Raw genomic sequence first — 25,796 nt, forward strand, 5'->3', positions numbered from 1 at the left:
GAATGAAACCTGTTGCGAAATGGTCACTGCCGCTCCTTTCGAGTCGAGTTGATCACCGTCGTGCCGCCCGCTGCGGCACCGCTACGGTGGATGTCAATCCCCCGTCCACGGGCCGAGACGCCGTGTACCGGTAGTGATCGAGCGGGAAGTGCCGATTGCTCCAGTACATGTTGAACTGCGTCGTCGCGCGTAGAGCCGGAGCATGGCCCTGATAGTTGATGTAGTACGTCTTCGATTCCGCGCACCCCAGATCGAACAGATACGTGTTGTTGTTGCGGGCGAACATCTTCTGGAAGTACTCGTCGTGTGGTTCTCTGCGGATCTCGGCGCGGGTCGCGCCGCGGCGACGTGCTTCGGCGATCACGCGCGCGGCGTGGGTGGACGTGGCTTCGATGAGCGGGATGACCGAGCCGGGCGCGTATCCGTAGGGGCCGAAGATGTGGAACACGTTGGGATACCCCGGAACGGAGACACCTTCGTAGGATTGGAAGAGGCTCTCGTCCCAGAACTTGCCCAACTCCTCACCTCCTGACCCGTAGATCGGGTACGGCGGAGTAGCGCCCTTGTCCATGACCTTGAACCCCGTTGCGGCGACGACCATGTCGAACTCCCGTCGTTCACCGTCGGCAGTGACGATGCCGTTCTCTGTAAAGCTCTCGATGGGAGTCGTCACCAACTCGACATGCGGAAGGGTGAATGTCTTGAAGTACGAGTTCGACACCGAGGGCCGCTTGCACCCCAGTCGATAGCTCGGTATCAGCTTGCGGCGCAGCTCGCGATCACGTACCTGCGTGAACAGGTAGCCCTTGATGAGTTTCTCACCCAGCCCCAGCAGGGCCGATGTCACGCGCGGGTAGTCCGAGAGCGCAAATGCGAGTCCTAAGAAGGCGTTGACGGCCACGTTGCCGATCAACCGAACCCCGCTCTGCACGGGCCGGACGTCAAGCACCCGGTTCCAACCGGTTCCCATCGGGAAGTCCGGCTTTGGGGCGACCCAGATCGCCGTGCGCTGGTAGACCGTGAGTTGCTCGACGTGTTTGGCGAGTTCCGGAATCGCCTGCAGGGCAGTCGCACCTGTGCCGATCACGGCAACTCGTTTACCGCTGAAGTCGTAGGAGTGATCCCATCGCGCGGTGTGCATCATCTTGCCTGCGTAGTTCTCGATGCCATCGATCGGCGGCAGCTTGGGCTGCTCCAGGACTCCTACTGCGCTCACCAGGTATCGCGCCGTGATCACGTCCCCTGCGTCAGTCGTGACCCGCCACATGTCGGCGGAGTCGTCGAATCTGGCGTCCGTCGCGCCGCAGCCCAACCGCAGTTTGCCTCGGAGACCTTGCTTGTCGACGACTTCCTCGGCGTAGCGCTGGATTTCGGCTCCCGGCGCAAAGAACCGCGACCATTGCGACCGCTGCTGAAAGGAGAAGTTGTAGATGGGCGATGGCACGTCCACCGCAACGCCGGGATAGGTGTTGGCGTTCCAGGTGCCGCCGACGGTGTCCCACTGGTCGATGAGCACGAAGTTCTCGACGCCGACGCGGCGAAGCGCCACCCCGGTTGCGATGCCGCCGAAGCCGGCTCCGACGACGAGCACCTCGTACTGGGGTTCAGCATGCACTGCGGCGTCGGACATGACGTTTCCCTACCTATCCGAACGGATCGTTGTCAATGGTGCCGGAGCAACGGCGGTCGGTGAGACGACTTCGCAAACAAACTGCACGACGTCCGCAAGGGCCTCGCGCGCTTCGGGGATGACGTCGGCAGCCGCATGGAAGACGTGGATGGCCTTTTCCCAGATCTGCAGTGTGTAGGGAACGCCGGCGTGGGCACACCTGAGCGCGAGAAGTTCAGCGTCGGGGAGCAGTACCTCCTCGGAACCCATCTGGATGAGTACCGGTGGTAGACCGGTGAAGTCGTGGTTCACCGGCGACCACGCCGGGTCGAGCTCTCCGCCGTCGGCCAGACCGCTCACCGCGGACATGGCGAGGATCTTGGCGGAGAGCATGGCGTCGCGCCGGTTGTTCGGATGTTGACGGTGGGGTTCTGGATCCAAGTTGGCCCACGGTGAGATCGCGGCGATGCCACCGGGCATCGGAAGACCTTCGTCGCGGATCGCCAAGGCGATCGCGAAGGCGATGCCGCCACCGGCCGAGTCGCCGGCCAGGACGATCTTGTCGGCAGCGATCCCCTGAACGAGGAGATGCTCGTACGCCTGCAAGCCGTCTGCGTACGCTTCGATGATCCCGGCCTTGGGCAACTGTCGGTAGTCGACGTTGAACACCGGCACACCGCTGTCACGGGCGATGCGACCCACCAGCCGGCGGTGGCTGTGTAGTCCGCCGCCAACGAACGCCCCGCCGTGGAAGTAGAGAATCGCACCCGCGGCGGGATCGTCCGGCGACGGGTGGTCTCGATGCCATACCCATTCGGCTCGAAAGTCAGGAAACGCCACCCGTCGCATGCGCGTTCCCCGCGATGGACGCAACGGAATCGTCGCAAGTTCTGCGGCATTGGAGATCCGAAACGCCGGTTTCCCGCGTAGCGGTCCGTGCACAGCCAAAATTGCAAGTCCATCGAGCGCCGGTCGCAACGTCGCACGGGAAAGCGCGTGGAGCGCGCGCAGTCGCAAGCCGGGCTTGCTGCCGAACTCGACGCGGACGGCGCCGCTGCCGACGTCGACTCGTCGTGTCGTCGATGCGGTCATGCCGAAGTCCCATGATTCCCACGATCCGTCGAGCTGACGGTCAAACGGTCACTGGTGCATTTACTCACGACGGAATACTCACCTCTTCCGGCCGCTGCGGTACAGCACGTTCGCCAGCAGACGACGCGACGGTCCGGTACTCGTAATCGTCACGATCGAATCGGGTGGCCTTGCGGTACGTCTTGAGCAACGGCCATGGCCGGATGTACGGCGACTCGCCCTGCGAGTTGACGAAGTACGTGTTCGAACCTGCGCATCTGTTGCCCAGATAGAAGCTCAGGTTCCGTCCGCTTCTGAGCATGTCTTCATGGAAACGGTCTTGCGCCTCGGGGCGCACTTCCGCGACTGTCGCGCCCCTCCGCCGTGTCTCGGCGATCACGGTCGAGATGTGCCGCATGGCGTTCTCCACGAAGTAGTGGAATGCGGTGCCCGTCCAGGAGTACGGCCCGACCATGATGAACCGATTGGGCACGCCCGATACCGAGGTGCTGTAGTACGCCTTCATGCCGTCGGTGTTGTATGAGTGCCCCAGGTCGAATCCGTTGCGCCCGATCACGGTTCCGGGGCGATAACTCTCCGGGTCGGAGAACACTTCGTAGCCTGTCGCGAGCACTAACGCGTCGATCTTGCGCTCCGTGCCGTCGGCGGTGCGGATGCCGTCCGGGGTGATCTCCTCGATCGGCGTGGTGATCAGGTCGACGTTGTCGCGGTTGAGGTTCGTCAGGTAGCTGCCCGCCAGACCGCCGCGCACGCATACAACCCCGAAATTCGGCGTCAGCTTCTTGCGCGTCTCAGGGTCCTTCACGTTGATCCGTAGCCAACCGCGGTAGAGCTTGTGACCGAGGTAGTCGACGCCAACCGCAGCCCTTCGCCATACCGGAGCGGGTGTATAGACGGCAATGCGGAGCAACCCGTCGATGATCGCCTGGGCCAACAGGTTCACGACGAACGATCCGCCGGGCATCGCGAGAAACCGCTGCATCCACGGCCGAAGCACAAAGTCCGGCTTCGGCATGTAGAGCTGCGTGGTGCGCTGGTAGAGGTCGAGCTGCGCGGCCTTCGGTGCCAGCTGCGGAGCGATCTGCATCGTGGTCGCGCCGACACCGATGATAGCCACCCGTTTGCCGGCGAAATCGTAGTCGTGGTTCCAGTCGGCGGGATATATCCGTTGTCCTTCGAAGGAATCCAGACCGGCGATGTCGGGCCTCGTCTTCGGGTTGATGTAGGCACCGACCGCACTGATGACGAAGCGCGCGGTGATCGTCTCGCCTGTGTCGACATGCAAACGCCACAAGTGGCAGTCGTCGTCCCACATTTCCTTGACGACATTGGTGTTGAATCGCATCTTGGCGGGCAGGCCGTGCTCCGTGGCCAGATCCTCCAGGTACTCCAGTATCTGGTCTCTCTTGGCGAACAAGCGGTCCCAGTCGGGCTTGCGTGCAAACGAGAACTGGTATGTGGTCGACGGTATGTCACATCCCGCATCTGGATAGTGGTGTGTGTACCACGTTCCGCCCATGCCGCCTACCCGGTCGACGATCAGGAAGTTCTGAACACCGATTTCCTGAAGCTTGATTCCCGCACAGATGCCGCCGAGGCCGGCCCCGATGACGACGGTCTCGTATTGCGGCTGCTCGAAAATTTCGGTGACAGCGGCTGATTCGGTTGTTGCCTGCGACATGCCTTGATTTCTCCTGGAGATTCGGCGGATTAGGCGGCAGCGATGGAGGAGCGGGCAGCCAGCCGCTTGCGCATTCCGGGTCCGAACGCGATGCGGTATGCAGTGCGCCAGACCGGCTTGACGTACTTGACGAACCGAAAGGGTGCGCGCGGGTTGATCGCAACCGTCCAGACGACATGGGTGCCACCGTCAGCCGTCTCGTGAAAAGTCACATCCTCGGCGTACTGACGAACCAGGGCGAACTGCATCCAGTTCCCACTCACCACACCGAAAGTGATTCTCTTGAGCGGCTCGTAGCGCCAGAACTGCTCGCGCTCTACCCACAGCACTCGAAACGGGTCATACACGCTGCCCATCTCGCGAACGATCCCGACGCCACGTTCCGGTGACGCGTAGCGGACCCCTGTCCCCGGGAAAGGCAGCCATTCCCAGGCTGCATCGCCATCAAGGACGTCCCATACGTCCTTGGGCGGTGCGTCGAACGTGAACTCAGTGGAGAACACCAGTGGCGCGGTGTCGAACGTCGAATCATCGACGGGCACGGCGGTCCACTGACGATGAAGGATGCCGGTTAAAGCCATGGACACTTTTCTGCTTTCACTCGACGACTGCGACAGATATCGACCTTATTCGGATATTAGTCCTATGTCAATGCTGCTTGAACCGTCTGAGCTGTGTGTTTATGGTGCAATATTGCTTCACTATCCACATAGTCCTATTATCTAGAAGGCCTGCCCGCGTTCGATGACGACGGAATTTGACCGCTGATGTCTCTCACGACAAGTCCCACCGCAACCTCCCGCGCCGTCGGGCTTCTCGATCCTGATCGATGTGGCCGGGTCGAGATCACTGGCGACGGCTACTGCGACGTGCTCGGAGAGGCCGCTCCCCCGGCAGACAGACTCATCCAGCGGCTGATGCGGACAAATGTCTATTCGGCGGGCTACCAACTCCTTCGTCCGGTCGGCCTGAAAGTCGCCGGCGGATTGAAGTCGCCCGGCCGGGACAAGGACCGCACCCGGGTCGCCGACTGGCTGCGTCTTCGTCCGGGCTGCACTGTCCTCGACATCGGCTGTGGGCCGGGGAACTTCACGGGTTGGTTCGGCGCTCAGGTGTTCCCGGACGGCCTCGCCGTCGGAGTGGACGCCTCACACCAGATGTTGCGCCGCGCAGTGGCCGACAACGCCGGTCCCGGCGTCGCGTACCTGCGTGGCGATGCCGAGAACCTTCCGTTTGCCGACGGTGTCGCGGACGCGACGACGTGCTTGGCGGCCCTATACCTCATCAATGAGCCGTTCCAGGCGATCAGGGAATTGGCCCGGGTCCTCAAGCCGGGCGGGCGCATGGTGATCCTCACGAGCCTCGCGCCCGGCGGTGTCAGCACCTCGCGACGAGGCAAGGTGATGCAAAGGGCCAGCGGCGTGCGGATGTTCGGTCGCGACGAGGTCACCGGGTTCCTGCGCGGAGCGGGTCTGATTGACATTCACCAGCACGTCGAAGGGCTGGCGCAGTTCGTGGTCGCCACGAAGGCGGAGCAAGTATGAATCCCGAACGCAATCCGCTGCTGGCGGAGCTGAAGGAGCCTCACGACATGCTGTCCAAGCTGTCGCCCGAGGAGTCAGTGTTGCTGCTGGGCATGCTGCGAAGTGCGAAGGCGAAACTTCAGAAGAGCTCGGATCGCTCCCTCGACGATGTTCTCAACGGTCTTCCTCGACTCATCCGCCCCGCAGCCCGCAAGATTCTGTTCGGGAGGTGAGACATCGTGGCCGACTTGGTGACTCGAGCACAAATCGCGCTTCTTGCAGATCTACTGGAGGCTGACCCCGCGGCGTTGGCCAGCCTGGAGCACCTCGGAGCCGACGGCGTCCGCGCCTTGAGGTGTGCGATGTCCGATGCGCTTTTCGACTCGCTGGCTTCAGTTTTCGCACGCGTGAGCAAGCTGGCGCCACTTGTCCCAAATGCCGTCGTCATTGCCGTCGCTCACAAGGCCGTACCTCCGGAAGTCGCCGGCCGCGCCGGTGGGGCCCTCGGTTTGGCACACGAAGACCGGGCTGTCGGTGTGCTGTCCGGGATGAACCGAACTGCTCGACCTGGCCGCCGTCCTCACCGATGACGGGCTGCGCAACCTCGCGTCCGCGCCGATCCTTGAAGACCAATCCTTCGCAGGGCGTTTCAGCGATGCGGCGGACACAGCCGATCGTCGAAAGACTTGGAAGCGAATCGAACACGCCCTCGAAGCTGTGCGGGAACCGGTGAAGGTCGTCGATTGACACCACGGTCATCGGCCCCCCAAGATCGTCACAGGCGGCAAAGAGGCCGTCCGACGACTCCGACGGAAGCGGGTGCCGTGACTGGTGCCGTCCCCAAGGCCCGAATATCCCGAGGCGGAAAGCTCGGGCGACTCGCCGCCGAACAGGCGGTGCGAAGCGCGGGCACGCGGCTGTCGATGATCGGCCGCTCCCAACGAGCCAAGAGCATTCTCGCCGAGCGCGCGACAATTGAGTCGGCGGATCAATTGGTCACCGTGCTCGGTGGCATGAAGGGCGCAGCGATGAAGCTGGGCCAGATGCTGTCAGTCCTCGATCTCGATCTGGTCCCTGAATCGCATCGCGAGCGGTTTCGCGAGAAGCTCGCCGCGCTCCGCGATCACGCGCCGATCGTCCCGTTCGCATCGATGCGGAAAGTCATCGAGACGGATATCGGCCCGCTGAGGCGGATATTCGCCGATTTCAACGACGAGGCCATCGCCGCCGCGTCCGTCGGACAGGTCTATCGTGCCAAGCTGCGCGATGGCCGCGACGTCGCGGTCAAAGTGCAGTACCCCGGCATTGACACGGCCATCAAGGCCGATATGCGAAACCTCGCGCTGTTCGCCAAAATCGGCAAGACAGTGTGGCCGACGTTGGGCGCCAACGGCTTCCTCGAAGAGATCTCGCGAAATCTGGTGAACGAGCTGGATTACCTCCAAGAGGCCCGCACTCAGCATTACGTCGCCCAGAAGTATCGCGGCCATCCGCTCATCTACATCCCCGACAGTGTTCTCGAATTCAGCAGAGAACGCGTCCTGATCACCGAGTACGTCGACGGGACATCGTTCGACGATCTGCGGAAACTTCCCGCCGAGGAACGCAACGACGTGGGCGAGCTGCTTTACCGCTTCTACATCGGTTCGCTGTTCCAGCACAACGAGTTCTGCGGCGATCCACACCCGGGAAACGTCATGCAGACGGCCGACGGAAAGGTCGTGTTCATCGACTTCGGGCTCTTCAATCGGATGGACCCCACCAACGTCGACTTCGAGCGCGTACTCCTGCGCGCCGCGGTGGAAGGACGAGCCAACGACATCTATCACCTGCTGATCGGCCGGGGCATCGTCGACGCCGATGCCGACATCACCCCACAGGAGTGCCTCGACTATCTGTGGGCGGCCGGTGAGTGGCACCTCGTCGACGACGAGATCACGGTGACGCCCGAGTTGGCCACCGGAGCGCTGGTAGTCGCGATCGATCCACGGGGGTCCGACCACTTCACCGGCATCAAGCGACAGTTGCTGCCGCCGGAGCACATTTTCTCGCGACGAGCCGACTTCTTCACGTTCGGCGCCCTCGGTCAGCTCGTCGCGACCAACAACTGGCATCGCATCGCGCGCGAGTGGATCTACGACGACCCGCCGGCGACCGACATCGGGCGGGCGATCGCCGACTGGGAGAACCGCGCCGGCAAGGGGTAAGCCTGTCGCGCGCCCATCCCTATTGACGCCACCGACAGCAAACATGAAGGTCCGCTGATCTTTCCGGCAATTTCGGTAGCGTTGCTATTTGGATAGTTGTATTATTCAGAAACTCATGGACCGCCGACCGCCGATTTCCCACCCGCACCGGAGTGCAGACTCGCACCACGGACGGCGCAGCGCCGCCAACCCGCCAGGCCGGCATCTGCCCAGGAAAACGAGCGCTTTTCCTAGCGGGAGGCGCGCCCAGAACCGGTGGATTGGAGCGGATCCGCCGGCTGAATTCCTGAGAGTGCTCCGGAATCCCTTGACCGAGCCGACTGTGACCGAGCACACTGATCGCCGGATTCTAGATAGCGGGGCTATCCGGAAAAGCCAGGGGCACGTAGACATCTCCGACACCCCGCGAGCAAGCGTGGCAGCTGTCATCGTCGTCGACGGGGACCGGTTGACGGGGCACGTGAACGAGGGGGTGAGCACTTGACGCAGACCGACACCGCGCCAGCGCCTCCCGCCGAGTCAACCGACGTCGATGCGAGTGGCGAGGACGGCGGCCCTAAGGTCGGCCGCCAACTGTCGACGGCTTTGGCCACGCCAGTGCGTTACGGGACGAGCCAGATCGACAAGTCGCTCAAGACTCTGGGGCGCTTCCTCGAGCTCGGCGCGCAGGCCTTCTACTATCTCGTCACCGATCTGATCCGATTGCGCCACCCATGGCGCGAGACCATCGGTCAGGCCTGGTTCATTGTCAGCGTCACGGCGATACCCGCACTCCTGGTGTCGATCCCGTTCGGCGTCATCGTCGCCGTTCAGGTCGGAAGCATCATCCAGCAAGTCGGTGCGACCGCCATCTCGGGCGCCGCCGGAGGTCTGGGCGTGATCCGCCAGGGCGCGCCGATCGTCGCGGCACTGCTGCTGGGCGGTGCTGCGGGCTCGGCGGTGACCACCGACCTCGGCGCGCGCACCATCCGCGACGAGGTCGACGCGTTGCGGGTGATGGGTATCGACCCGGTTCGCCGGCTGATCACGCCGCGGTTGGCCGCAATACTGCTCGTGGCGCCGTTCCTGTGTGTCTTCATCATCTTCATGGGTCTCGGTGCCGGCTACTTCATCAACGTCGCGTTCCAATCAGGAACGCCCGGAAGCTATCTGGCATCATTCGCCGCATTCGCCAACGTGGCCGATGTCGTGGTAGCGCTGATCAAGACCTGGATCTTCGGCGCGGTGACGATCCTCGTCGCGTGTCAGCGGGGGCTCGAGACCAGAGGCGGAGCTCGCGGAGTGGCCGATGCGGTCAACGCCGCCGTGGTCGTCGGCGTCGTCGCCGTCTTCGTGATGAACCTGGTCATCACGCAGCTGGTGACCATGATCCTGCCGACGAGGGTGGGCTGATGGCCACCCCGTCGAAATTCCTTCCCTTCGGGGCGGCGGCCCGCCTACCCCTGCGCATCGGGGGCGGGACGATGTCGCTGGCCGAACGACTCGGCCATCAGGCCACGTTCCTCGGCCTCGTCCTTGGCGCCGTGCCGAGGACGCTGAAGAACTATCGTCGCCAAACCGGCGCACTGCTTGTCGACATGACGTGGGGCAACGGCTCGATCATCGTCGGTGGCGGCACGATCGGTGTGCTGGTGTTCATGGGTGTCGCGATCGGGGCTTCGGTCGGCATCGAAGGGTTCGCCGCGCTCGACATGGTCGGCATGGGTCCGTTGACGGGCTTCGTCTCCGCCTACGCCAACACCCGCGAAATGGCACCGATGATCGCCGCGATCGGATTCGCCGCGCAGGCGGGGTGCCGGATGACCGCTGAGATCGGCTCGATGCGGATCTCTGAGGAGATCGATGCGTTGGAAGCCCAAGGCATCCGGTCGATTCCGTTTGTGGTGACAACGCGCGTCATTGCGGGCTTCATCACCATCGTTCCGCTTTACGTGGTCACGCTCTTGCTCAGCTACCTGTCCTGCGCACTGGTGGTCAACGTCCTGCACGGCCAGTCGTCGGGCACCTATTACCACTACTTCAACTCGTTCATTCAACCGTCGGACGTTTTGTTCTCGGTCCTCAAGGCCATCATCTTCGTCACCGTCATCATCGCCATTCACGGGTATCAGGGCTACTACGCCACCGGTGGGCCGGAAGGCGTCGGCGCCTCGTCGGGCCGTGCCATCCGCGCCAGCCTCATCTCCATCGTCATTCTCGACATGATCCTCACCCTCATCTTCTGGGGGCGCGACCCTGGCGTTCGGATCTCGGGGTAGCCCATGCCGATCTTCCACGACGAGTCCGGACGAGCAGCCAGCCAAACGAAACTGCGGTTGCGGGGCGTGGTCGTGTTCGCCGCCCTGGCCGTGGCCACCACGCTGCTGGTCCAGCTCGCCTCTGGGAAGTACGAGCCCGCGTTCAACCTCACCGTTGTCGCCAACTCGATCGGTGAGGGCCTCACGCCCGGCGCAGAGGTGAAATTCCGGGGCCTCACGATCGGTTCGGTGAAGAAGCTGGAGGCGATCGGCTACAACAGGCAGAAGCTGACCCTGGTGCTCGACCCACGACAGGCCGCCGCGTTGAAAGCGGATACCGGAGCCCAATTCACCTCATCGAACGTATTCGGCACGGCCGCAGTCGAACTCGTGAGTAGCGGACGCGGTGGTCGGCTCGCACCCGGTCGGACCTTGATGATCGGCGACGACGCGCGGTCCTCGTCGATCACCGGGCTGCTGCGCGAGGGGACCAAGCTCGCATCGGTGCTGGATTCACCCGCGGTCGACCGGATCATCGAGACGCTGCGCAAGCACGCCGACCTCGTCGAACCTTCCGCTCGGTCCCTTTTCGACACCGCCGAGATCCTCGTCGACGCACAGACCGTACCGATCTCACAGTCGCTGTCGGTCATCGCGTCGTTCGTCAACGGCGTCAACGACTTGGTTCCGCTCGCCGGGCTGCTGAACCAGCTCCTGGACGAGTTGACGTTCCTTGTGCAGCCGGGGGGGACCGACCGGACGAACACGATCCTCGTTCAGGTCAGTGGCCTGTTGAACTTCGTCGCCGATCTGTTCAACAAGAACAATCACTGGGTCGTACCGATGGCCAACGGCATCGTCAACGTCGCCGCACCTACCACCTACGCGCTGGGCAGCCTGGCACCGGCCTACGATCGCCTATCGGGGCTGATCGACCGGACCAGTGCAGCTTTCCCCATCATCGACGGCAAGGTCCGGCTGCGCATCGATGTGCTCCTGGACGCGATGCCCGGCCTGGCCGCTGCCCTGCCCGCCGAGCAGCCAGCACCACCGACACCTGTGGCGCCGGGGGGCTGACGGTGAACAAGACCGCACGATCCGCCCTCGCGTTGACAGTGTTTGCCGCGATCGCCTTGGTGTGCGCGCTCATCGTCGTCACCGCGCTGCGCAACCCCGTCGAGGGCGCGGAGTCCACGTACACCGCGACATTCAGCGACGTTTCCGGCCTGTACGTCGGCGACGACGTCCGGATCTCCGGCGTCCAGGTCGGCAAGGTCAAGACCATCCGACTGAACGGCCGCAACGCCGACGTGGAGTTCACTGTGGTGGCCAGTCAACCCGTGTACAGCGAGACCGTAGCTGCCGTCCGCTACCAGAACCTCGTGGGGCAGCGGTATCTGGAACTGGCCCAACCCGATGCCCCAGGCGCCCTGCTACCGGCGGGCTCCACCATCCCGATCGGCTCGACAATCCCGTCGTTCGATGTGGCCAAGCTGTTCAACGGTTTTCGGCCCATCTTCCGTACCTTGGACCCGGCAGAGTTCAACCAGCTCGGTGAGAACCTGCTGCGGCTCATCCAAGGCGACGAATCCGGTATCGGGCCCGTACTGCGCGACCTCGATGAGGTCTCCAAATTCGCCGCCGATCGCCAAGCGGTCTTCATCACCCTGATCCGCAATCTCGGAGAAATCTCGGTCGACCTCGGCGGCAAATCGAAGCAACTGTTCGACCTGATCACGACGCTCAACGGTGTTCTGATCCGACTGACGGCCAAGGCCGAGGGATTCCGTCAAGGCATCGACGAAGCGGTGCCGACACTGCGCAACGTGATCCAGATTCTGCAATACACCGAGCGCACGTTCGACGGTATGACCGTCCCGTTCTACGACCTGACCGCTCGGATGTTCCCCCAGACGCCGACCATCATCGCCGGGCTGTCGCTGGTGCCGTCGCTGATCCAGGGCCTGCGCAACCAACTCATCGAAGACAGGCCCGCTGTACCGCGTTTCACGTGTTCCAACGGCGAGGTGACCCTGCCAGGCATCGGCATCGTCTCCTTCGCCGAACAAAACCTGGTGGTGTGCCGATGAGGCTCTTCCGCCGCAACCGCCCCGCCCTGCTCGACGAGCACGCCGCCGGCGCCCGCAGCCGTCGGATCGGTGTCATCGGCAGCCTCCTCATCGTGGTGTCGCTGGTCGCAGCCGGTGCGCTCTATGTCAACCCCCTCGGGCAGCGCAGCTATACCGCGCACTTTGAAAGCTCGGGTGGGGCGCGGCCCGGTGACGAGATCCGCATCGCGGGAATACCCGTCGGCAAGGTCACCTCAATCGGTCTGGACGGCACCGTGGTCAAGATGACCTTCGAAGTGACGAAGTCACTCGTGATCGGCTCGGACTCCACGCTGGAGATCAAGCTACTCACTCCGCTGGGCGGGCATTACGTGGCGCTCGACCCCAAGGGGATTCACCCGTTGGGCGACAAGGTGATTCCCCCGCAACAGACGGCGACCCCGTTCGAGATCAACGACATCATTCAGGAGGCGACACCCCTGATTCAGGAGGTCGACGGTGACGTCATCCACGACACGTTCAGCGAGGTCGCCAACGCGGCGAACAAGTACCCCGACGCGTTGCGGGATGTCCTCCAGACCGCGAACACCCTGACGACGTCGCTGAGCCAGGTCACCGCGGACTACCACCGCGGACTCGACTTCCTCAACGAGTACTCCAGCGCTTTCGTCGCCGGCCGACAACAACTGGTCGTCATGGCGCAGCAGTTCGCGCTCGTGGGCGCCCGACTCACCACGAAGTCCGTAGAGATCGTCGAATTCTTCAGCCTGCTATCCGAACTCGCGCGCCTCGTCGACCGGTTGATGGTGTTCTACCACGATGAGGTCGCGCCGGTGGCCCACGGCATCGACGACATTTTCGACACGCTGTTCAGCCATCCCGAACGGATCGGCGAAGCGGCCGACGGCCTGGGCCAGATCCTGCGGATCGTGGTTCCGATGCTTAGCGGCAACGGCGTCGTGATCGACGAGAGCGACCGGCTCATGCCTGGCGAGGACGTGTGCATTCCCAACATCACCAGGCAGTGCTGAGATGAGGCCCCTACACTTTCTCCGCAACAGGTTCCGTGCCAAGTTCGTGGGCGTTGCGACCACCGCGATCGTGTTGACGGTGGTCGCCGCCGCGGTCGTCGGCGCAAAGACGTTGCTGCCGAAGATCGATGGCGTCCGTGCGATGTGCGCCGAGTTCACCGACGCGGCGGGTCTGTACACCGGCAACAAGGTGCAATTGCTCGGGATTGAAGTCGGCGAGGTCACGGCGATCACCAACGAGTCCGACCACGTCCGGGTCGACTTCACCGTCCGCAAGGATCTCGACCTGCCCGCCGACGTCGGGGCAGTCACCTACGGCGACTCGATCGTGACCGACCGCCACGTCGAGCTGACCAAGCCCTACGCCGGTGGACCCAAGTTCACCGGGCCGCAATGTATTGCGATCAAGTCCACGAAGACCCCGATCGGGATCAGCGAATCCTTCGCAGCGATCGGCGATCTCGCCGATGCCATCCTGGGCCGCGAGGCAGGCCAAGATCCGTTCAGCGCGCCTGGCGTGGCCGCGATCAATGACAGCCTGGCCGCGGCCAGCCGATCCTTGGACGGCACGGGCGTCACCATCAAGCAGACGCTGCAGAATCTCGTCGCGATGGTCGGTGATCCCTACAAGGCCGACGCCGACTACCGGCAGTTGCTGGAGAACAGCGAAATCTTCACCTCGGGGTGGCTGCGGCACTGGGACACATTCGCGGTCGTGATCAAGACACTGCCTGATACGGCCCTGTTGATAGAGAACCTCTCCGACCACTTCGCAACGGCGTTGAGCAGGCTCGTGCATCTGCTCCCGATATTGAAGGACACCCTCGATCGTTTCGCTCCGCGGGTCTACCACAACATCTCCGACAAGCTGATCCCCTGGGTCACTGACCTCCTCAACGCCTACACCCCTCACATTCTCGAGTTCCTCAACTCGCTTCCGCAGTTCACCAATTGGCTTTCCGACATCTACGAGCCCACATGGGGCACCCACAACGTCACGTATTACCCACCGCGCGTCGCGATCTCACCGACTCAGGCGAGCGCCATCTGCACCGAACTGCGGGCCCGCAACACACCGGGAGCCAATTCCGCGTGCGCACCCGGGACGGCGTCGGACCCCGTCACTCTCGGTCTCACCAACCTCATCCTGGGCGGAGCCCTCGGATGATCGCCGCACGCCTTTGTGTCCCGGTGATCACCGCGCTGGCGCTGGCGCTGACACCCGCGTGCTCACTCGATCCGACCGACCTGCCCGTGCCGGGCTCGTACGTGCCGGGTGACGCGTACCGGATCAAGATTGAGTTCTCCAGCGTGCTGAATCTGCCTGCGAAGGCGAAGGTGGATTCGGGCGGGGTGCAGGTCGGAGTGCTCGATCACGTGGCGCTTGACGGCAGTACCGCGGTGGCCAGCGTCGACATCTCATCGGATGTCCGGCTGCCTCAGAACACCCGCGCTGAACTGCGCCAAGCAACGGTGCTCGGAGACATCTACATCGCGCTGCTGACACCGGATCATCCATCGCCGATCACGCTTCACGATGGCGACGCGATCCCGTTGAGCAACACCGCCCCCGCTGACAACGTCGAGGATGTCCTGCGGTCCGTGTCCGACCTCGCGTCCGGTGGCGGACTGAACACCTTGCAGGACACGGTGATCAAGCTCAACAACGCCTTCCCGAACGACCCCGCTGAGATCACCGAAGTTCAGCAGAAGGTTGCGGGAACGCTGAACGACCTCGCGGCAAATCAGGACACCATCAACGAGATCCTGGCAAGCGCCCGTAACATCAGCAACAGCTTGGTGGAGAACACCGACACGTTCGACCGACTGGTAACCGAAGGCCCCGACAAGCTCATCGGACTCGGCAGCGTCACGCTGAACATCGTGCAGCTTGTGATAGACGCAGGCAAGCTGGCCCGCAACATCTCTCCGGCAATCGATCCGAACACCGCCGAGATACTTCAGATGATCTCGCATGCAACACCTTTCATCGGCGCGGTCGCCACTGCCGACACCACGATTCCGACGATCATGGACAAGACGGTCGACCTCATCCGCGACAAGCTCATCGGCTTCTTCCGTAAGGGCGGGCCCCGTTACACCGTGACCGGACTGCACAATCCGGACGGGTCGATCGGCCTGGATCCGGCGGCCCGCGCCGACGAGGTGATCACCAGGATGCAGACGATGGGCCTACTCGCGCCATGAAGTTCAACGCAGGAGCGACGCTGGTGATCCTCGCAATCATCACGTTGATCGGCGCCGGCTACATGTCCCTCGGGGTGCTCGATATGGGGCCGACGAAGCAGGTCACCCGGATTCAGTTGATGCTCGAAGCTTCCGGCGGCCTGCTCTCGACATCCGATGTCACGATGCGCGGCATCAAGGTCGGACGGGTCACGGACATCCAGGCCACCCCTGCCGGTTTGGCGGTGGCTATTGATCTCGACAGCGAACATCCGGTCCCCGTCGACAGCCCGATCAGCGTCGAAGCCCTCTCCGTGGCCGGTGAACAGTACATCGACTTCAAACCGGAAGTCATTGCGCCGCCCTACTTGTCGGACGGTGCGGTGATACCTGCCGACCGGGTGACAAGCGCCGTCACGGTGAGCGACATCCTCGCCCGCGGTAACGCGTTGTTCTCGGCGCTGAATCATGAGGACTTGCGCACCGTGGTGACCAATCTCGCGGAGGCGATCACCGGCAACGACGAGACCCTCGATTCGTTGGCGACGACGGCAGGTCTCTACGCCCGAATGGTGCAGGAGAACAAGCAACTGCTCAACACGCTCTTCGGCAACCTGTCCACACTTACCACCGGGATGGGCGACCTGAAGGTGGGCGCGGTCTTCTCCGAGACCGGCCATATCCTGCCCAGCGCGGTTCCCGAATTCGTCCGTCTGATCCGCGAATTCGACAGCCTGTCGCAGCTGGGCACCGACATGTTCGGCGACGACGGAGCCATCGAATCCCTCGTCGACAAGATCAGCCAATACATCGAACTGCTCGCCGGGCCCTTGAGTACCTTCGCCACCGTGCTCGAACCGGCGACGGCACCCATCCGCGATGTCGAAATCGACGCCGGACATTGGCTCGACTTCTGGGAGTCCACGTTCAACGACGAAGGCGCCATGCGTCTTCAACTTCTCGTTCCAGAATGGCCACAGCCGTAAGGGGGCATCATGACAATCAGAACAACGAGTGAGGCGGACATGGCAGACAGCTCCGAGGACGACGTCGACGAAGGCGCCACGGTCGAGCAGGAGAGCACCGCCAAGGAGTCGCACGACAAGGTAGACAAGGTAGGCAAGGTAGACGAGAAGCCCGAGCCCGTCGACGAAGATCACAAGCCGGCGTCCTCCCGCCGGAATCCCTGGCAATGGGTTGCCGCTGTGTTGCTCATCGTTCTCATCGGCGTCGGTGTGTTCGGTTATCTCCAGTACAAGAACGCCGCGGACCAGCTCTCGGCGATGCGTCAGGAAGAGGCCAACCGCGCCGCCGCCGCACAGCTGGCGAAGGACTACGCGCTCAAGTCGTTGACGTATTCGTTCAAAGACCCCGACGCATTCTTCCGATCGGTCGAGGAGGGCGTGTCCGACGCGCTGAAGGACAAGTACATCAATGCCGAAGACTTGCTCAAGGGCGTGATGCTTCAGGCGCAGGTCACCTCGACCGGTGAAGTGCTGGCGACGGAGGTGACCCCACAGCCCGGCGATGTCTACCAAGTGGTGGTGTCGGCCAGCCAGACCACCAGGAATTTGCAGAATCCGGAGCCTCGGGTGTCGATAGTTCTCTTGCAGATCACCGTCAACAAAGCGGGCGACACGTGGCAGGTCTCCGATATCGGCCCCAAGACCGGGAGCAAGGCCGCCAACGCCGATCAGGTGCTGCCCAGTCAACCGGGTCCTCCAGCTGAGCCCGGTCCGAGTCCCGGCCGACCGACTCCCCCGCGGTAGCACGATGTTTCGCGCGCTGGTCGGAACGACGGCGGTAACCGCGGCGGTGTTCGCCTGCTGCCCGCCGGTTAGCGCGGACGACACCTTGCCTCGTTGCGCTCACCACAAGACGATGATCAACCCCGCCGAACCGATGGGGCACGAGGACTGCCGGCTCATTTCCACGGATCGGAGGGGTTTGGCGTTCGACGTGACCTACTGGAGTACCGGCGGCCCCTCGGCGCCACCGTTGGCGGTGAAGATCGAGGTCACCGACGGGTCCGGCACCGTCACTCAGACCATCAACGAGGTCACCGAGCCCTCCGACCCGGCGCCGGTCGGCCTGGAGGATCTCGACGGCGACGGCCGCGAGGAAATTATCGTGCCGATCGCGCGTCGGTCGTACAACGGCGGCTCGAACACCCGGTTTTCCGTGTGGCGCGCAGAGGGGGACCGGGCGTATTTCGAACGAACTCAGATGGAGGGGCAAGCCGTCTACCCCAGCGGCGACGGCTACATCGTCACCAATTGGGGCGCATTGACCAGCCGCGATCTCACCTTCTACGTGCCAACCGGCGCCGGGTTCACCGTCGCGGTCACGTTGACCCTTCAGGCCGAGGACATCGACCTGCACACCGGGGAGGTGCGCACGGTGAGCTGCCGTACGCACCAACAAGAGGGTCTGGGCATGATCCGTATGGACATCAAGCGAGCCCAGGACGTCTTCTGCGCCTCACCGGCAGCGATGGCGATATGGCCGGACGCGCAACGGGTTTCGGCCGCCCCTTGGCGCCCGCGGTAGCACACGTCACTACCCTAAAGCGACCTTCCTGGCGGCGATCCGACCGATACCCGGGGCCAGCCTGTGCGCCAGGTACTGTAGCCGCGCTTCGGGCGTCACCGGGACGACGGACTTGTTCTTGCGCACCGCCGCGACGATCTGTTTGGCGACCTTGTCGGGACCGTAGCGGCGGAGTCGATACGCGCGATCGACCGTCGCAAGCTTCTTTTCGGCCTCCTGCTCGGAGAGGCCCGACACCACTGAACTGCGAACGATGTTGGTGTGCACGATGCCTGGGCAAATCGTGCTGACGCCGATACCTGCGGACGCCAACTCGGCGCGTAGGCAGTCGGAGAACATGAATACCGCGGACTTACTGGTCGAGTAGGCGGTGAAGCCCTGCTGCGGTGTGTAGGCGGCCATGCTGGACAGGTTCACGATGTGCCCGCCGAGACCGCGGCTGACCATCTTCGGCCCGAACGCGCGGCAGCCGTTGACAACGCCATACAGGTTGACGTCGAGCACGCGCTTGAACTCGTCGGACGTCGTCGCCAAGAACCGACCGGCCTGGCCCACGCCGGCGTTGTTGACCAGCACGTCGGGTACTCCGTGCGCGGCCACCACCTGCTCGGCATGAGCGACGACCGCCGCCTCGTCGGAGACGTCCAGTTGATAGGCGTGGGCGTCAGCGCCGAGCTCGCCGATCAGCGCGGCCGTCTCCTTCGCCGATGCCAGGTTGACGTCCGAGACGACGACCTCGGCACCGTCGCGGGCGAAGGCAATGGCGGTCTCTCGGCCGATGCCACTGCCTGCACCGGTGATCACCACGAGTTGGTCATCGAACGGCCTTCGCTTCCTGCCCATTTCGGCCCGGCGCAGCCCCCGTGTCGGAGGCAGACCGGAGACCGCGTCGATCAATTCGGTCGTCGCGGTCGCCAGAAGCTCGGGGTGCGAAAACGGCAACCAGTGCCCGCCGCGCACCACTCGCTGCCAAACCGCGGGAGCCCACTTGAGTTCGTCGGAGTAGCTGGCCGCGCGGACTGCGGGATCATTCGTCCCGACGATCACCTGCACCGGAACTTGGGTGAACTGGTCCCGCGGTTTGAGGGCCGACAAGATGTTGGCCCGGTAAATGCGCAACCCGTTGCCGATGTCCCGGTCGAAGGTGGGGCCCAGCCATATCTGGTTTGCGTCGGCCCCCTCGACGCGGGAAAGCCCTGTGCGCCAACGCTCGGCGGTCATTGTCATCCGGAAGAACGCCTTCGGGACGAGCGGCAACGCGAAGTACGCCATGTAGAGAAGCGAAGCCACCTGAGCTAGCACATGTGCGACATTCTTCGGCGTCGGCCGAGACAGCCGATGCCGCGCCCACATCGTCAGGTGCGCGGCGTTGGGGCCCGCAACCGACGTGAAAGAGGCGATCTTGTGCTGCGCGGTCGGATCGCACACGGCCTCCCACATCGCGACGCTGCCCCAGTCGTGGGCGAGCACGTGGACCGGTTTGCCGTCGCCGACTGCATCGATCACGGCGAGGTAGTCGCTGGCGAGGGCTGCCAGCTTGAACTCTCGATAGCTCTTCGGGTTCGACGACTGCCCATGTCCGCGGTTGTCGACGGTCACCACGCGGAACCGATCGATCAGATGTGGCGTGACGGAGTTCCACATGTCGTGCGAGTCCGGCCACCCGTGCAATAGCAGCAGCGTCTCGCCGGCCCGATTGCCTTGCTCGTAAACGGCGATGTCGATGTCGCCGTTGCGCACCACGCGGTGGGTGACCTGCGGTCCCGCGGAGGCCTCCTTCTCGTGACCGCCCACAAGATCCGATACCGATTCCATTGCGATCCCCTATGCCTTGGCCGCCACGGCCACAATGTAATCCGAGAAGAGTGTGGCAAACCGAAAACCCAAGGGAGTGAACGAATAACGAACGACAGGGTTCACATGCCGCATGTCGGCGTCGCGCAATCTCTTCGTCAGGAATCTGCCCAGCGGGGCATAGACGTCATCGGTGATGGGTCGTGTCTGAACATCCACAAAGCCCATGCACTGCAGGAGATCGCGATACCCGGCAAGGTCGGCCGCCGCGGCGACAGCCCATCGGGACGCACGCCGCCAGCCGCGACGCGCAACCTCGCGGCGGGCCAGCGCGGTCAGTGGTGTGCGCGTGGGCACGATGTCGGCCGTCACCAGAAGTCCGCCGGGTTGCAGCACCCGCAGCGCCTCGGCGAAGAAATCCACTCGCGACGGGAAGTGGAAGGCGGATTCCAGCGCCACCACCTTGGTGCACGATTCGTCTTCGAACGGCAGATCGGTCGCGGACGCGTTGACGAAGCTGATCCTGTCGGCCAACCCGGCCTCGGCCACCCGCCGTGTCGCGATTGCGACCTGCTCGGCAGCGACGTTTACTCCGGTGATGTACTCGGGGCCGAACTCGTTGATCCACAACATGTCTTGATCGCCGTAACCGCAGCCGCAGTCCACGATCGTGTCAGATGAGTTGAAGTCGGCGGTGCGCGCGAGCAACCGAGCCAAATCGCGACTCGCTTCGTCCAGGGTCGCCGGACCGTTCTTCCAATGGCCGAAGTTGATGAACAGCGATTCCTCGCCGTACAGATTCTGAGTACCGACGATGTCGTAGATCTGACCGGCCTTCGGACCGCCCGACGACGACAAAGAAACGGCCGCCATCTGTCGCCATTCGTCGGCCCATCGCCCTAGCCGAGCGCCGAGGGATTCATCCCGGGTGTTGCGCGGAATCGTCGTCACGTGCTGTTTCCCATCTGAGAGCGGGCCAACATGCATTACCCATACAGATAGTACTAGATACCTGAGGTACTGGATACCCTTCGTCGTGATCCACTTTTGCGCACGCGAGATCCGGTGTAGTTGGTCGCGCTCACCGCCGCCAACTACACCGAAATCCGAGGGCGGCTAGCCCTCGAGCTTGTAACCGAGGCCGCGGACGGTGACCAGGTGCACCGGGTTCGCGGGATCCGCCTCGATCTTCGACCGCAACCTCTTGACATGCACGTCAAGGGTTTTCGTGTCACCGACGTAGTCGGCGCCCCACACCCGGTCGATGAGCTGGCCGCGGGTCAGCACCCGGCCGCTGTTGCGCATCAGATACTCGAGCAGATCGAACTCCTTGAGCGGCAACGTGATCGGCTCCCCATTCACCGACACCACGTGGCGCTCGACATCCATCCGGACGGGTCCGGCCTCCAGCACGCTGTCGCTGAGGCCGATGTCGTCGTTGTCGGCGCCGCGCCGCAGCACCGCACGGATTCGGGCGATCAGCTCCCGCGCCGAGTACGGCTTGGTGACATAGTCGTCGGCGCCGAGTTCCAGGCCGACCACCTTGTCGATCTCGCTGTCGCGAGCGGTCACCATGATCACCGGAACGCTTGAGCGCGAACGTAATTGCTTGCACACGTCCGTCCCGCTCATACCGGGCAGCATCAAGTCGAGCAGCACGATGTCGGCGCCGGCGCGTTCGAACTCGGCGAGGGCGGTCGGCCCGTCGGTGACGACGGTGGCCTCGAACCCCTCCTTGCGAAGCAGAAAGGCCAGGGGATCGGCCAAGGACTCCTCGTCCTCCACGATCAGCACACTGGTCATTGGTCTCGCTGGTCCTCTCGTTCGTCCGATTCATGATCGGGGTAGGCCGGAATCGACAGCGTGAACGTCGATCCCGTACCCGGCTGACTCCACAGCCGGATGCTTCCGTTGTGGTTGGCCGCGACGTGCTTGACGATCGCCAACCCCAACCCGGTGCCGCCGGTGGCCCGGGAACGCGCCTTGTCGACGCGGAAGAATCGCTCGAACACCCGCTCCTGGTCCTCGCGGGCGATGCCGATACCGCGGTCGGTGACCGCGATCTCGATGGTGTCTCCGCGCCGCCTGCGGCTGATCGAGACCGACGACCCGTGCGGCGAGTAGGCGATCGCGTTGGACACCAGGTTCGCGATCGCGGTGACCAGCAACGACTGGTCACCCAGCGCGCGGAAACCGGTCGGCGCGTCGGTGGTGATCCTGATGTCGGCGTTGTCGGCCGGCACCTTGTGGCGGGACAGCGCCTCGGCGACCACGGTGTCGACGTCGACGGCGTCCAGGGCCGGCAGGGCCTCGGCGCCCTGCAGGCGCGACAGCTCGATCAACTCGCCGACCATGTTGGCCAGCCGGTTGGACTCGGCCACCATCTTCTCGGCGAACCGGCGCACGGTGGCGGGGTCGTCGGCCGACGCGAGCAGCGCCTCGGCCAGCACGCCCATCGCGCCGACCGGGGTCTTGAGCTCGTGGCTGACGTTGGCCACGAAGTCGCGGCGGGTGGCTTCCATCCGGGCGTGCTCGGACTGGTCGTCGACGTAGACGACCGCGAACCGGCGATCCTGCTCGGTCAGCAGTCGAACGTGGCCACGCACCGAGAGCCCGGACCGGCCGGGGTTGGCCCGCTTGTTTCCCGCGAGGTCCACTTCGGTGGGCTCGCCGGTGGTCAGCGTGCGCTCGGCGGCCCGCCAGGCCCGCTCGTCGAGCAGCCGGTCCCGGACCAAGCCCAGCTCACGGGCCCGGTCGTTGGCGTAGACGACATCACGGAAGTGGTCGACCACCACGATTCCCGTGGGTGACCGCGAAGCGACGTGGGAGAGCATCTGCGAGACGGTGATGCCGGCCTGCGCGCTGGCCCGACGCTGGCGACGTTCCCTCAGACGGGGCGCCAGCCCCGCTCCGAGGGCCACACCGGTCACCAGAGCGAGCAGTGCGACCACCGCTGCGAGCAGCAGTGCCGAAACGACACTCACGCGGAAATCGTACGCATCCGGTGAACGTCATCCCAGCAGCGTGCGGCCGAATCGGGACAAGTCACACAAGGAAAGAAGGAAATTCGGGCCCCGGCCTCCCCCTGTTAACCCGATGTTCGCCGTAGCCGCCCTATTGCGCGGCTATTTCGCGCCCTGGGACGCGACGGCGGCGGCGCCCGCGGCCGCGGCTTCGGGATCCAGGTAGGTGCCGCCGATGACGGTCGGCTTGAGATCGGAGTCCAGGTCGTAGCGCAGCGGGATGCCGGTCGGGATGTTGAGCCCGACGACATCCTCGTCGGACATGCCGTCGAGGTACTTGACCAGCGCACGCAGCGAATTGCCATGCGCCGCGATCAGCACGGTCTTGCCCGCCCGCAGGTCCGGTTCGATCGTCTCGGTGTAGTACGGCACGAACCGCTCGACCACGTCCTTGAGGCACTCGGTGCGCGGCGGGCCACCGGGCACGTCGGCGTAGCGCGGGTCGCCGTCCTGGCTGTAGGTGCTGCCGGGGTCGATCGGCGGCGGCGGGGTGTCATAGCTGCGCCGCCACGCCATGAACTGCTCTTCGCCGTACTTGTCCTTGGTCTCGGCCTTGTTCAGCCCTTGCAACGCGCCGTAGTGCCGCTCGTTGAGCCGCCAGTCGCGGTGCACGGGGATCCAGTGCCGGTCGGCCTTGTCCAACGCCAGGTTGGCGGTGGTGATCGCGCGGCGCAGCAACGAGGTGTAGAGCACGTCGGGTTGGCGGTCGAGCTCCTTGATCAGCTCGCCGGCCCGCACTGCTTCGGCGCGACCCTTCTCGGTGAGGTCGACGTCGACCCAGCCGGTGAACAGATTCTTCTCGTTCCAGTCGCTCTCGCCGTGGCGAAGCAGGATCAACGTGCAGTCACCCATGCCGAAATCTTCTCATGGCAGACGGATCGACTTCTGCCCGTACCGAGATCGACGAAATGGCGGGAATCTCGCGAGAAAAGCCGCCAAAACGTAGGTTTCGGCGAGGCGTCAGTCCTCGTCGTCGTCTTCGATCAGGTGGGCGAACGCCTGCAAGTTCTTCAACGACTCGCCGCGCGACACCCGCCACTCCCACTCCTTCTGGATCGACGAGCGAAAACCCAACTCCAGCAACGTGTTGAAGTCGTTGTCGACGGCTTCGAGCACCTGGCCGAGCACGCGGTCGACCTCCTCGGAGGTGACGGATTCCAACGACATCCGGCCGACGAGATAGATGTCGCCGACGTTGTCGAGCGTGTAGGCCACGCCGTAGAGCCGGCGGTTGCGCTTGAGGAGGAACCGGTACACGCCCTCGTGGTTCTCATCGGGTTTGCGGCAGACGAACGCCTCGATCCGCACCGAGTGTTCGCCGATGGACAGGATCGTGTTGGTCTTCAGCCGTCGCTCGCCGGGTAGTTCGACGATGATGCCGGGCAATCCGCCGTGCGCGCCCTCGTGGTGCGTGCAGACCAGGCCGTTCTCCTTGCACGCTTCCTCGATGACCTTCGCCGCGTCGGTGCTCATGCCCGCACCCCTCGTCGCCGCGAGAACCGCCGGCCGGTGCGGCGGGCGCCGCCGTCGCGTGACCGGTGGCGTGCCCGGTAATCGCCGATCGCACGCCCGTAGCTGGCCAGCAGCGCATCGACGGTGCGGGACCACGAGAACGTGGCGGCGTGGGCGATCGCGGCGGGTCTCATGCCGTCGGCGCGCTGCAGCAGATCGCCGATGGCGTGCGCCCAGTCCCCGTCGTCGTGCCCGTCGACCAGGATCCCGGTGACGCCGTCGCGCACCGCGACCGGCAATCCGCCGACCGCCGCGGCCACCACCGGTGTGCCGCACGCTTGCGCTTCCACCGCGACCAGGCCGAAGGACTCCGAATAGCTGGGCACCGCCACCAGATCTGCGGCCCGGTACACGTTGACCAGCTGTTCGCGCGACTGCGGCGGCAGGAACGTCACCCGGTCCGAGATACCCAGATCGTCGGCCAGCCGAACCAACCCGTCCGGGGCCTGCAACCCGTTGCCCGACGGACCGCCCGCCACCAGCACGCGCACCCCGGGCAGCTTGGCGACCGCGCGCAATGCCACGTCGGGCGCCTTCAGCGGCTGGATGCGGCCCACGAATGCGACGATCCGTTCGTCGGCGGCCAGCCCCAGCGCGGCGCGCGCCGCTTTCCGATCCCCCGGCGTGAACACCTCCAGGTCGACGCCCGGGTGCACGACGTCGATCCGCGCCGGATCTGCATGATGCATCGAGATCAGTTGCTGCGCTTCATGTTCGGTGTTGACTATCAACCGGTCGGCTTCGTCGACGACCTGCTGCTCACCGACCGCGCGCAGCGGCGGCTCGGGCGAGTCGCCGTCGGCCAGCGCGGCATTCTTGACCGCGGCCAGGGTGTGCGCGGTGTGCACCAGTGGGACGGCCCAGCGGTCGCGGGCCAGCCAGCCCACCTGACCGGACAACCAGTAGTGCGAGTGCACGATGTCGTAGTAGCCGGGTTCGTGCGTCGCCTCGGCGCGCAGTACCCCCGCAGTGAAGGCGCACAACTGCGTGGGCAGGTCGTACTTGTCCAGCCCCTCGAACGGCCCGGCCACCACGTTGCGCACCAGCACCCCGGGCGCCACCCGCACTGTCGGCGGATCAGACGACGAGGTCGCGCGGGTGAAGATCTCGACCTCGACTCCGCGGCGAGCCATCTGCAGCGCACTCTGCAGCACGTAGACGTTCATGCCGCCGGCATCGCCCGTGCCGGGCTGGGCCAGCGGCGACGTGTGCACCGACAGCACGGCTACGCGTCGGGGCAGTTCCGTTGCTAGGCGCACACAGTCATGTCTACACCGCGCC

24 protein-coding genes are annotated in these 25,796 nt (G+C 64.3%); 13 read left to right on the plus strand and 11 right to left on the minus strand.

Features of this window, described 5'->3' with window-relative positions; translation table 11 throughout:
• Positions 1-52 precede the first annotated feature (52 nt).
• The 4 genes from AU187_RS21940 to AU187_RS21955 all read right to left on the minus strand — a co-directional run bounded on the left by AU187_RS21940 (position 53) and on the right by AU187_RS21955 (position 4,963).
• On the minus strand, positions 53-1,630 hold the full coding sequence (locus AU187_RS21940) for a flavin-containing monooxygenase (RefSeq protein ID WP_059167279.1): 1,578 nt from the start codon (positions 1,628-1,630) through the stop codon (positions 53-55).
• Positions 1,631-1,639: 9 nt separating this feature from the next.
• Complete coding sequence (locus tag AU187_RS21945) at positions 1,640-2,701, minus strand: alpha/beta hydrolase (RefSeq protein WP_082691870.1); 1,062 nt, start codon at positions 2,699-2,701, stop codon at positions 1,640-1,642.
• 64 nt (positions 2,702-2,765) lie between these two features.
• A complete protein-coding gene (locus AU187_RS21950; RefSeq protein WP_059167280.1) occupies positions 2,766-4,382 on the minus strand; it encodes a flavin-containing monooxygenase in 1,617 nt (538 codons plus the stop codon).
• Positions 4,383-4,411: 29 nt separating this feature from the next.
• A complete protein-coding gene (locus AU187_RS21955; protein ID WP_082691871.1) occupies positions 4,412-4,963 on the minus strand; it encodes an SRPBCC family protein in 552 nt (183 codons plus the stop codon).
• Between the two features lie 336 nt (positions 4,964-5,299).
• Between AU187_RS21955 and AU187_RS21960 the strand changes: the two genes are divergently transcribed.
• From AU187_RS21960 to AU187_RS22030, 13 genes are all read left to right on the plus strand, one after another.
• On the plus strand, positions 5,300-5,926 hold the full coding sequence (locus tag AU187_RS21960) for a class I SAM-dependent methyltransferase (protein ID WP_286132114.1): 627 nt from the start codon (positions 5,300-5,302) through the stop codon (positions 5,924-5,926).
• Positions 5,923-6,138: a hypothetical protein gene (locus AU187_RS21965; RefSeq protein ID WP_059167282.1), complete on the plus strand. Its 216-nt coding sequence runs from the start codon at positions 5,923-5,925 to the stop codon at positions 6,136-6,138. Before AU187_RS21960 ends, AU187_RS21965 begins: the two co-directional genes overlap by 4 nt.
• A 591-nt stretch (positions 6,139-6,729) precedes the next feature.
• The gene (locus AU187_RS21975) at positions 6,730-8,112 is read left to right on the plus strand and encodes an ABC1 kinase family protein (RefSeq protein ID WP_059167284.1); all 1,383 of its coding nucleotides are present in this window, start codon (positions 6,730-6,732) and stop codon (positions 8,110-8,112) included.
• Positions 8,113-8,592: 480 nt separating this feature from the next.
• Positions 8,593-9,504 carry an ABC transporter permease gene (locus AU187_RS21985; protein WP_082691872.1) on the plus strand — a complete coding sequence of 304 codons (912 nt, stop codon included), beginning with the start codon at positions 8,593-8,595 and terminating at the stop codon, positions 9,502-9,504.
• Complete coding sequence (locus AU187_RS21990; RefSeq protein WP_059099159.1) at positions 9,504-10,370, plus strand: MlaE family ABC transporter permease; 867 nt, start codon at positions 9,504-9,506, stop codon at positions 10,368-10,370. The genes AU187_RS21985 and AU187_RS21990 overlap by 1 nt, the downstream gene beginning before the upstream one ends.
• 3 nt (positions 10,371-10,373) lie before the next feature.
• Entirely contained in the window at positions 10,374-11,426 is a 1,053-nt protein-coding gene (locus AU187_RS21995) for an MlaD family protein (protein WP_059167286.1), read from the plus strand.
• A 2-nt stretch (positions 11,427-11,428) separates the two neighbouring features.
• Complete coding sequence (locus AU187_RS22000; RefSeq protein WP_059099161.1) at positions 11,429-12,439, plus strand: MlaD family protein; 1,011 nt, start codon at positions 11,429-11,431, stop codon at positions 12,437-12,439.
• Entirely contained in the window at positions 12,436-13,449 is a 1,014-nt protein-coding gene (locus AU187_RS22005; protein ID WP_059099221.1) for an MlaD family protein, read from the plus strand. The genes AU187_RS22000 and AU187_RS22005 overlap by 4 nt, the downstream gene beginning before the upstream one ends.
• A 1-nt stretch (position 13,450) precedes the next feature.
• On the plus strand, positions 13,451-14,617 hold the full coding sequence (locus tag AU187_RS22010; RefSeq protein WP_059167287.1) for an MlaD family protein: 1,167 nt from the start codon (positions 13,451-13,453) through the stop codon (positions 14,615-14,617).
• Positions 14,614-15,657: an MlaD family protein gene (locus AU187_RS22015; RefSeq protein ID WP_059099163.1), complete on the plus strand. Its 1,044-nt coding sequence runs from the start codon at positions 14,614-14,616 to the stop codon at positions 15,655-15,657. Before AU187_RS22010 ends, AU187_RS22015 begins: the two co-directional genes overlap by 4 nt.
• A complete protein-coding gene (locus AU187_RS22020) occupies positions 15,654-16,622 on the plus strand; it encodes an MlaD family protein (RefSeq protein WP_059099164.1) in 969 nt (322 codons plus the stop codon). The genes AU187_RS22015 and AU187_RS22020 overlap by 4 nt, the downstream gene beginning before the upstream one ends.
• Positions 16,623-16,661: 39 nt before the next feature.
• Positions 16,662-17,405, plus strand: a complete 744-nt coding sequence (locus AU187_RS22025; protein ID WP_059099165.1) for a PsbP-related protein — start codon at positions 16,662-16,664, stop codon at positions 17,403-17,405.
• A 4-nt stretch (positions 17,406-17,409) separates the two neighbouring features.
• Positions 17,410-18,186 carry a hypothetical protein gene (locus tag AU187_RS22030; RefSeq protein WP_059099166.1) on the plus strand — a complete coding sequence of 259 codons (777 nt, stop codon included), beginning with the start codon at positions 17,410-17,412 and terminating at the stop codon, positions 18,184-18,186.
• A 9-nt stretch (positions 18,187-18,195) separates the two neighbouring features.
• On the opposite strand, the gene AU187_RS22035 is transcribed toward AU187_RS22030, so the two are convergent.
• The 7 genes from AU187_RS22035 to mshA all read right to left on the minus strand — a co-directional run bounded on the left by AU187_RS22035 (position 18,196) and on the right by mshA (position 25,774).
• Positions 18,196-20,001, minus strand: a complete 1,806-nt coding sequence (locus AU187_RS22035; RefSeq protein WP_059099167.1) for an SDR family oxidoreductase — start codon at positions 19,999-20,001, stop codon at positions 18,196-18,198.
• A gap of 9 nt (positions 20,002-20,010) precedes the next feature.
• Positions 20,011-20,967: an SAM-dependent methyltransferase gene (locus tag AU187_RS22040; protein WP_059099168.1), complete on the minus strand. Its 957-nt coding sequence runs from the start codon at positions 20,965-20,967 to the stop codon at positions 20,011-20,013.
• 129 nt (positions 20,968-21,096) lie between these two features.
• Positions 21,097-21,783, minus strand: coding sequence for a two-component sensory transduction protein RegX (gene regX / locus AU187_RS22045; protein ID WP_059099169.1), 687 nt, complete (start codon positions 21,781-21,783; stop codon positions 21,097-21,099).
• Positions 21,780-22,964, minus strand: coding sequence for a sensor histidine kinase (locus tag AU187_RS22050; RefSeq protein ID WP_059099170.1), 1,185 nt, complete (start codon positions 22,962-22,964; stop codon positions 21,780-21,782). Before AU187_RS22050 ends, regX begins: the two co-directional genes overlap by 4 nt.
• Before the next feature lie 141 nt (positions 22,965-23,105).
• Positions 23,106-23,855 carry a phosphoglyceromutase gene (locus AU187_RS22055; protein WP_059099171.1) on the minus strand — a complete coding sequence of 250 codons (750 nt, stop codon included), beginning with the start codon at positions 23,853-23,855 and terminating at the stop codon, positions 23,106-23,108.
• A 108-nt stretch (positions 23,856-23,963) separates the two neighbouring features.
• The gene (locus AU187_RS22060) at positions 23,964-24,476 is read right to left on the minus strand and encodes a type III secretion system chaperone family protein (RefSeq protein ID WP_059099172.1); all 513 of its coding nucleotides are present in this window, start codon (positions 24,474-24,476) and stop codon (positions 23,964-23,966) included.
• Positions 24,473-25,774 (minus strand): D-inositol-3-phosphate glycosyltransferase, encoded by a 1,302-nt coding sequence (mshA, locus tag AU187_RS22065; protein WP_059099173.1) that lies wholly within the window; start codon positions 25,772-25,774, stop codon positions 24,473-24,475. Before mshA ends, AU187_RS22060 begins: the two co-directional genes overlap by 4 nt.
• Positions 25,775-25,796: the final 22 nt, after the last annotated feature.

The organism is Mycobacterium sp. IS-1556 (assembly GCF_001499985.1).
Taxonomy (GTDB): Bacteria; Actinomycetota; Actinomycetes; order Mycobacteriales; family Mycobacteriaceae; genus Mycobacterium.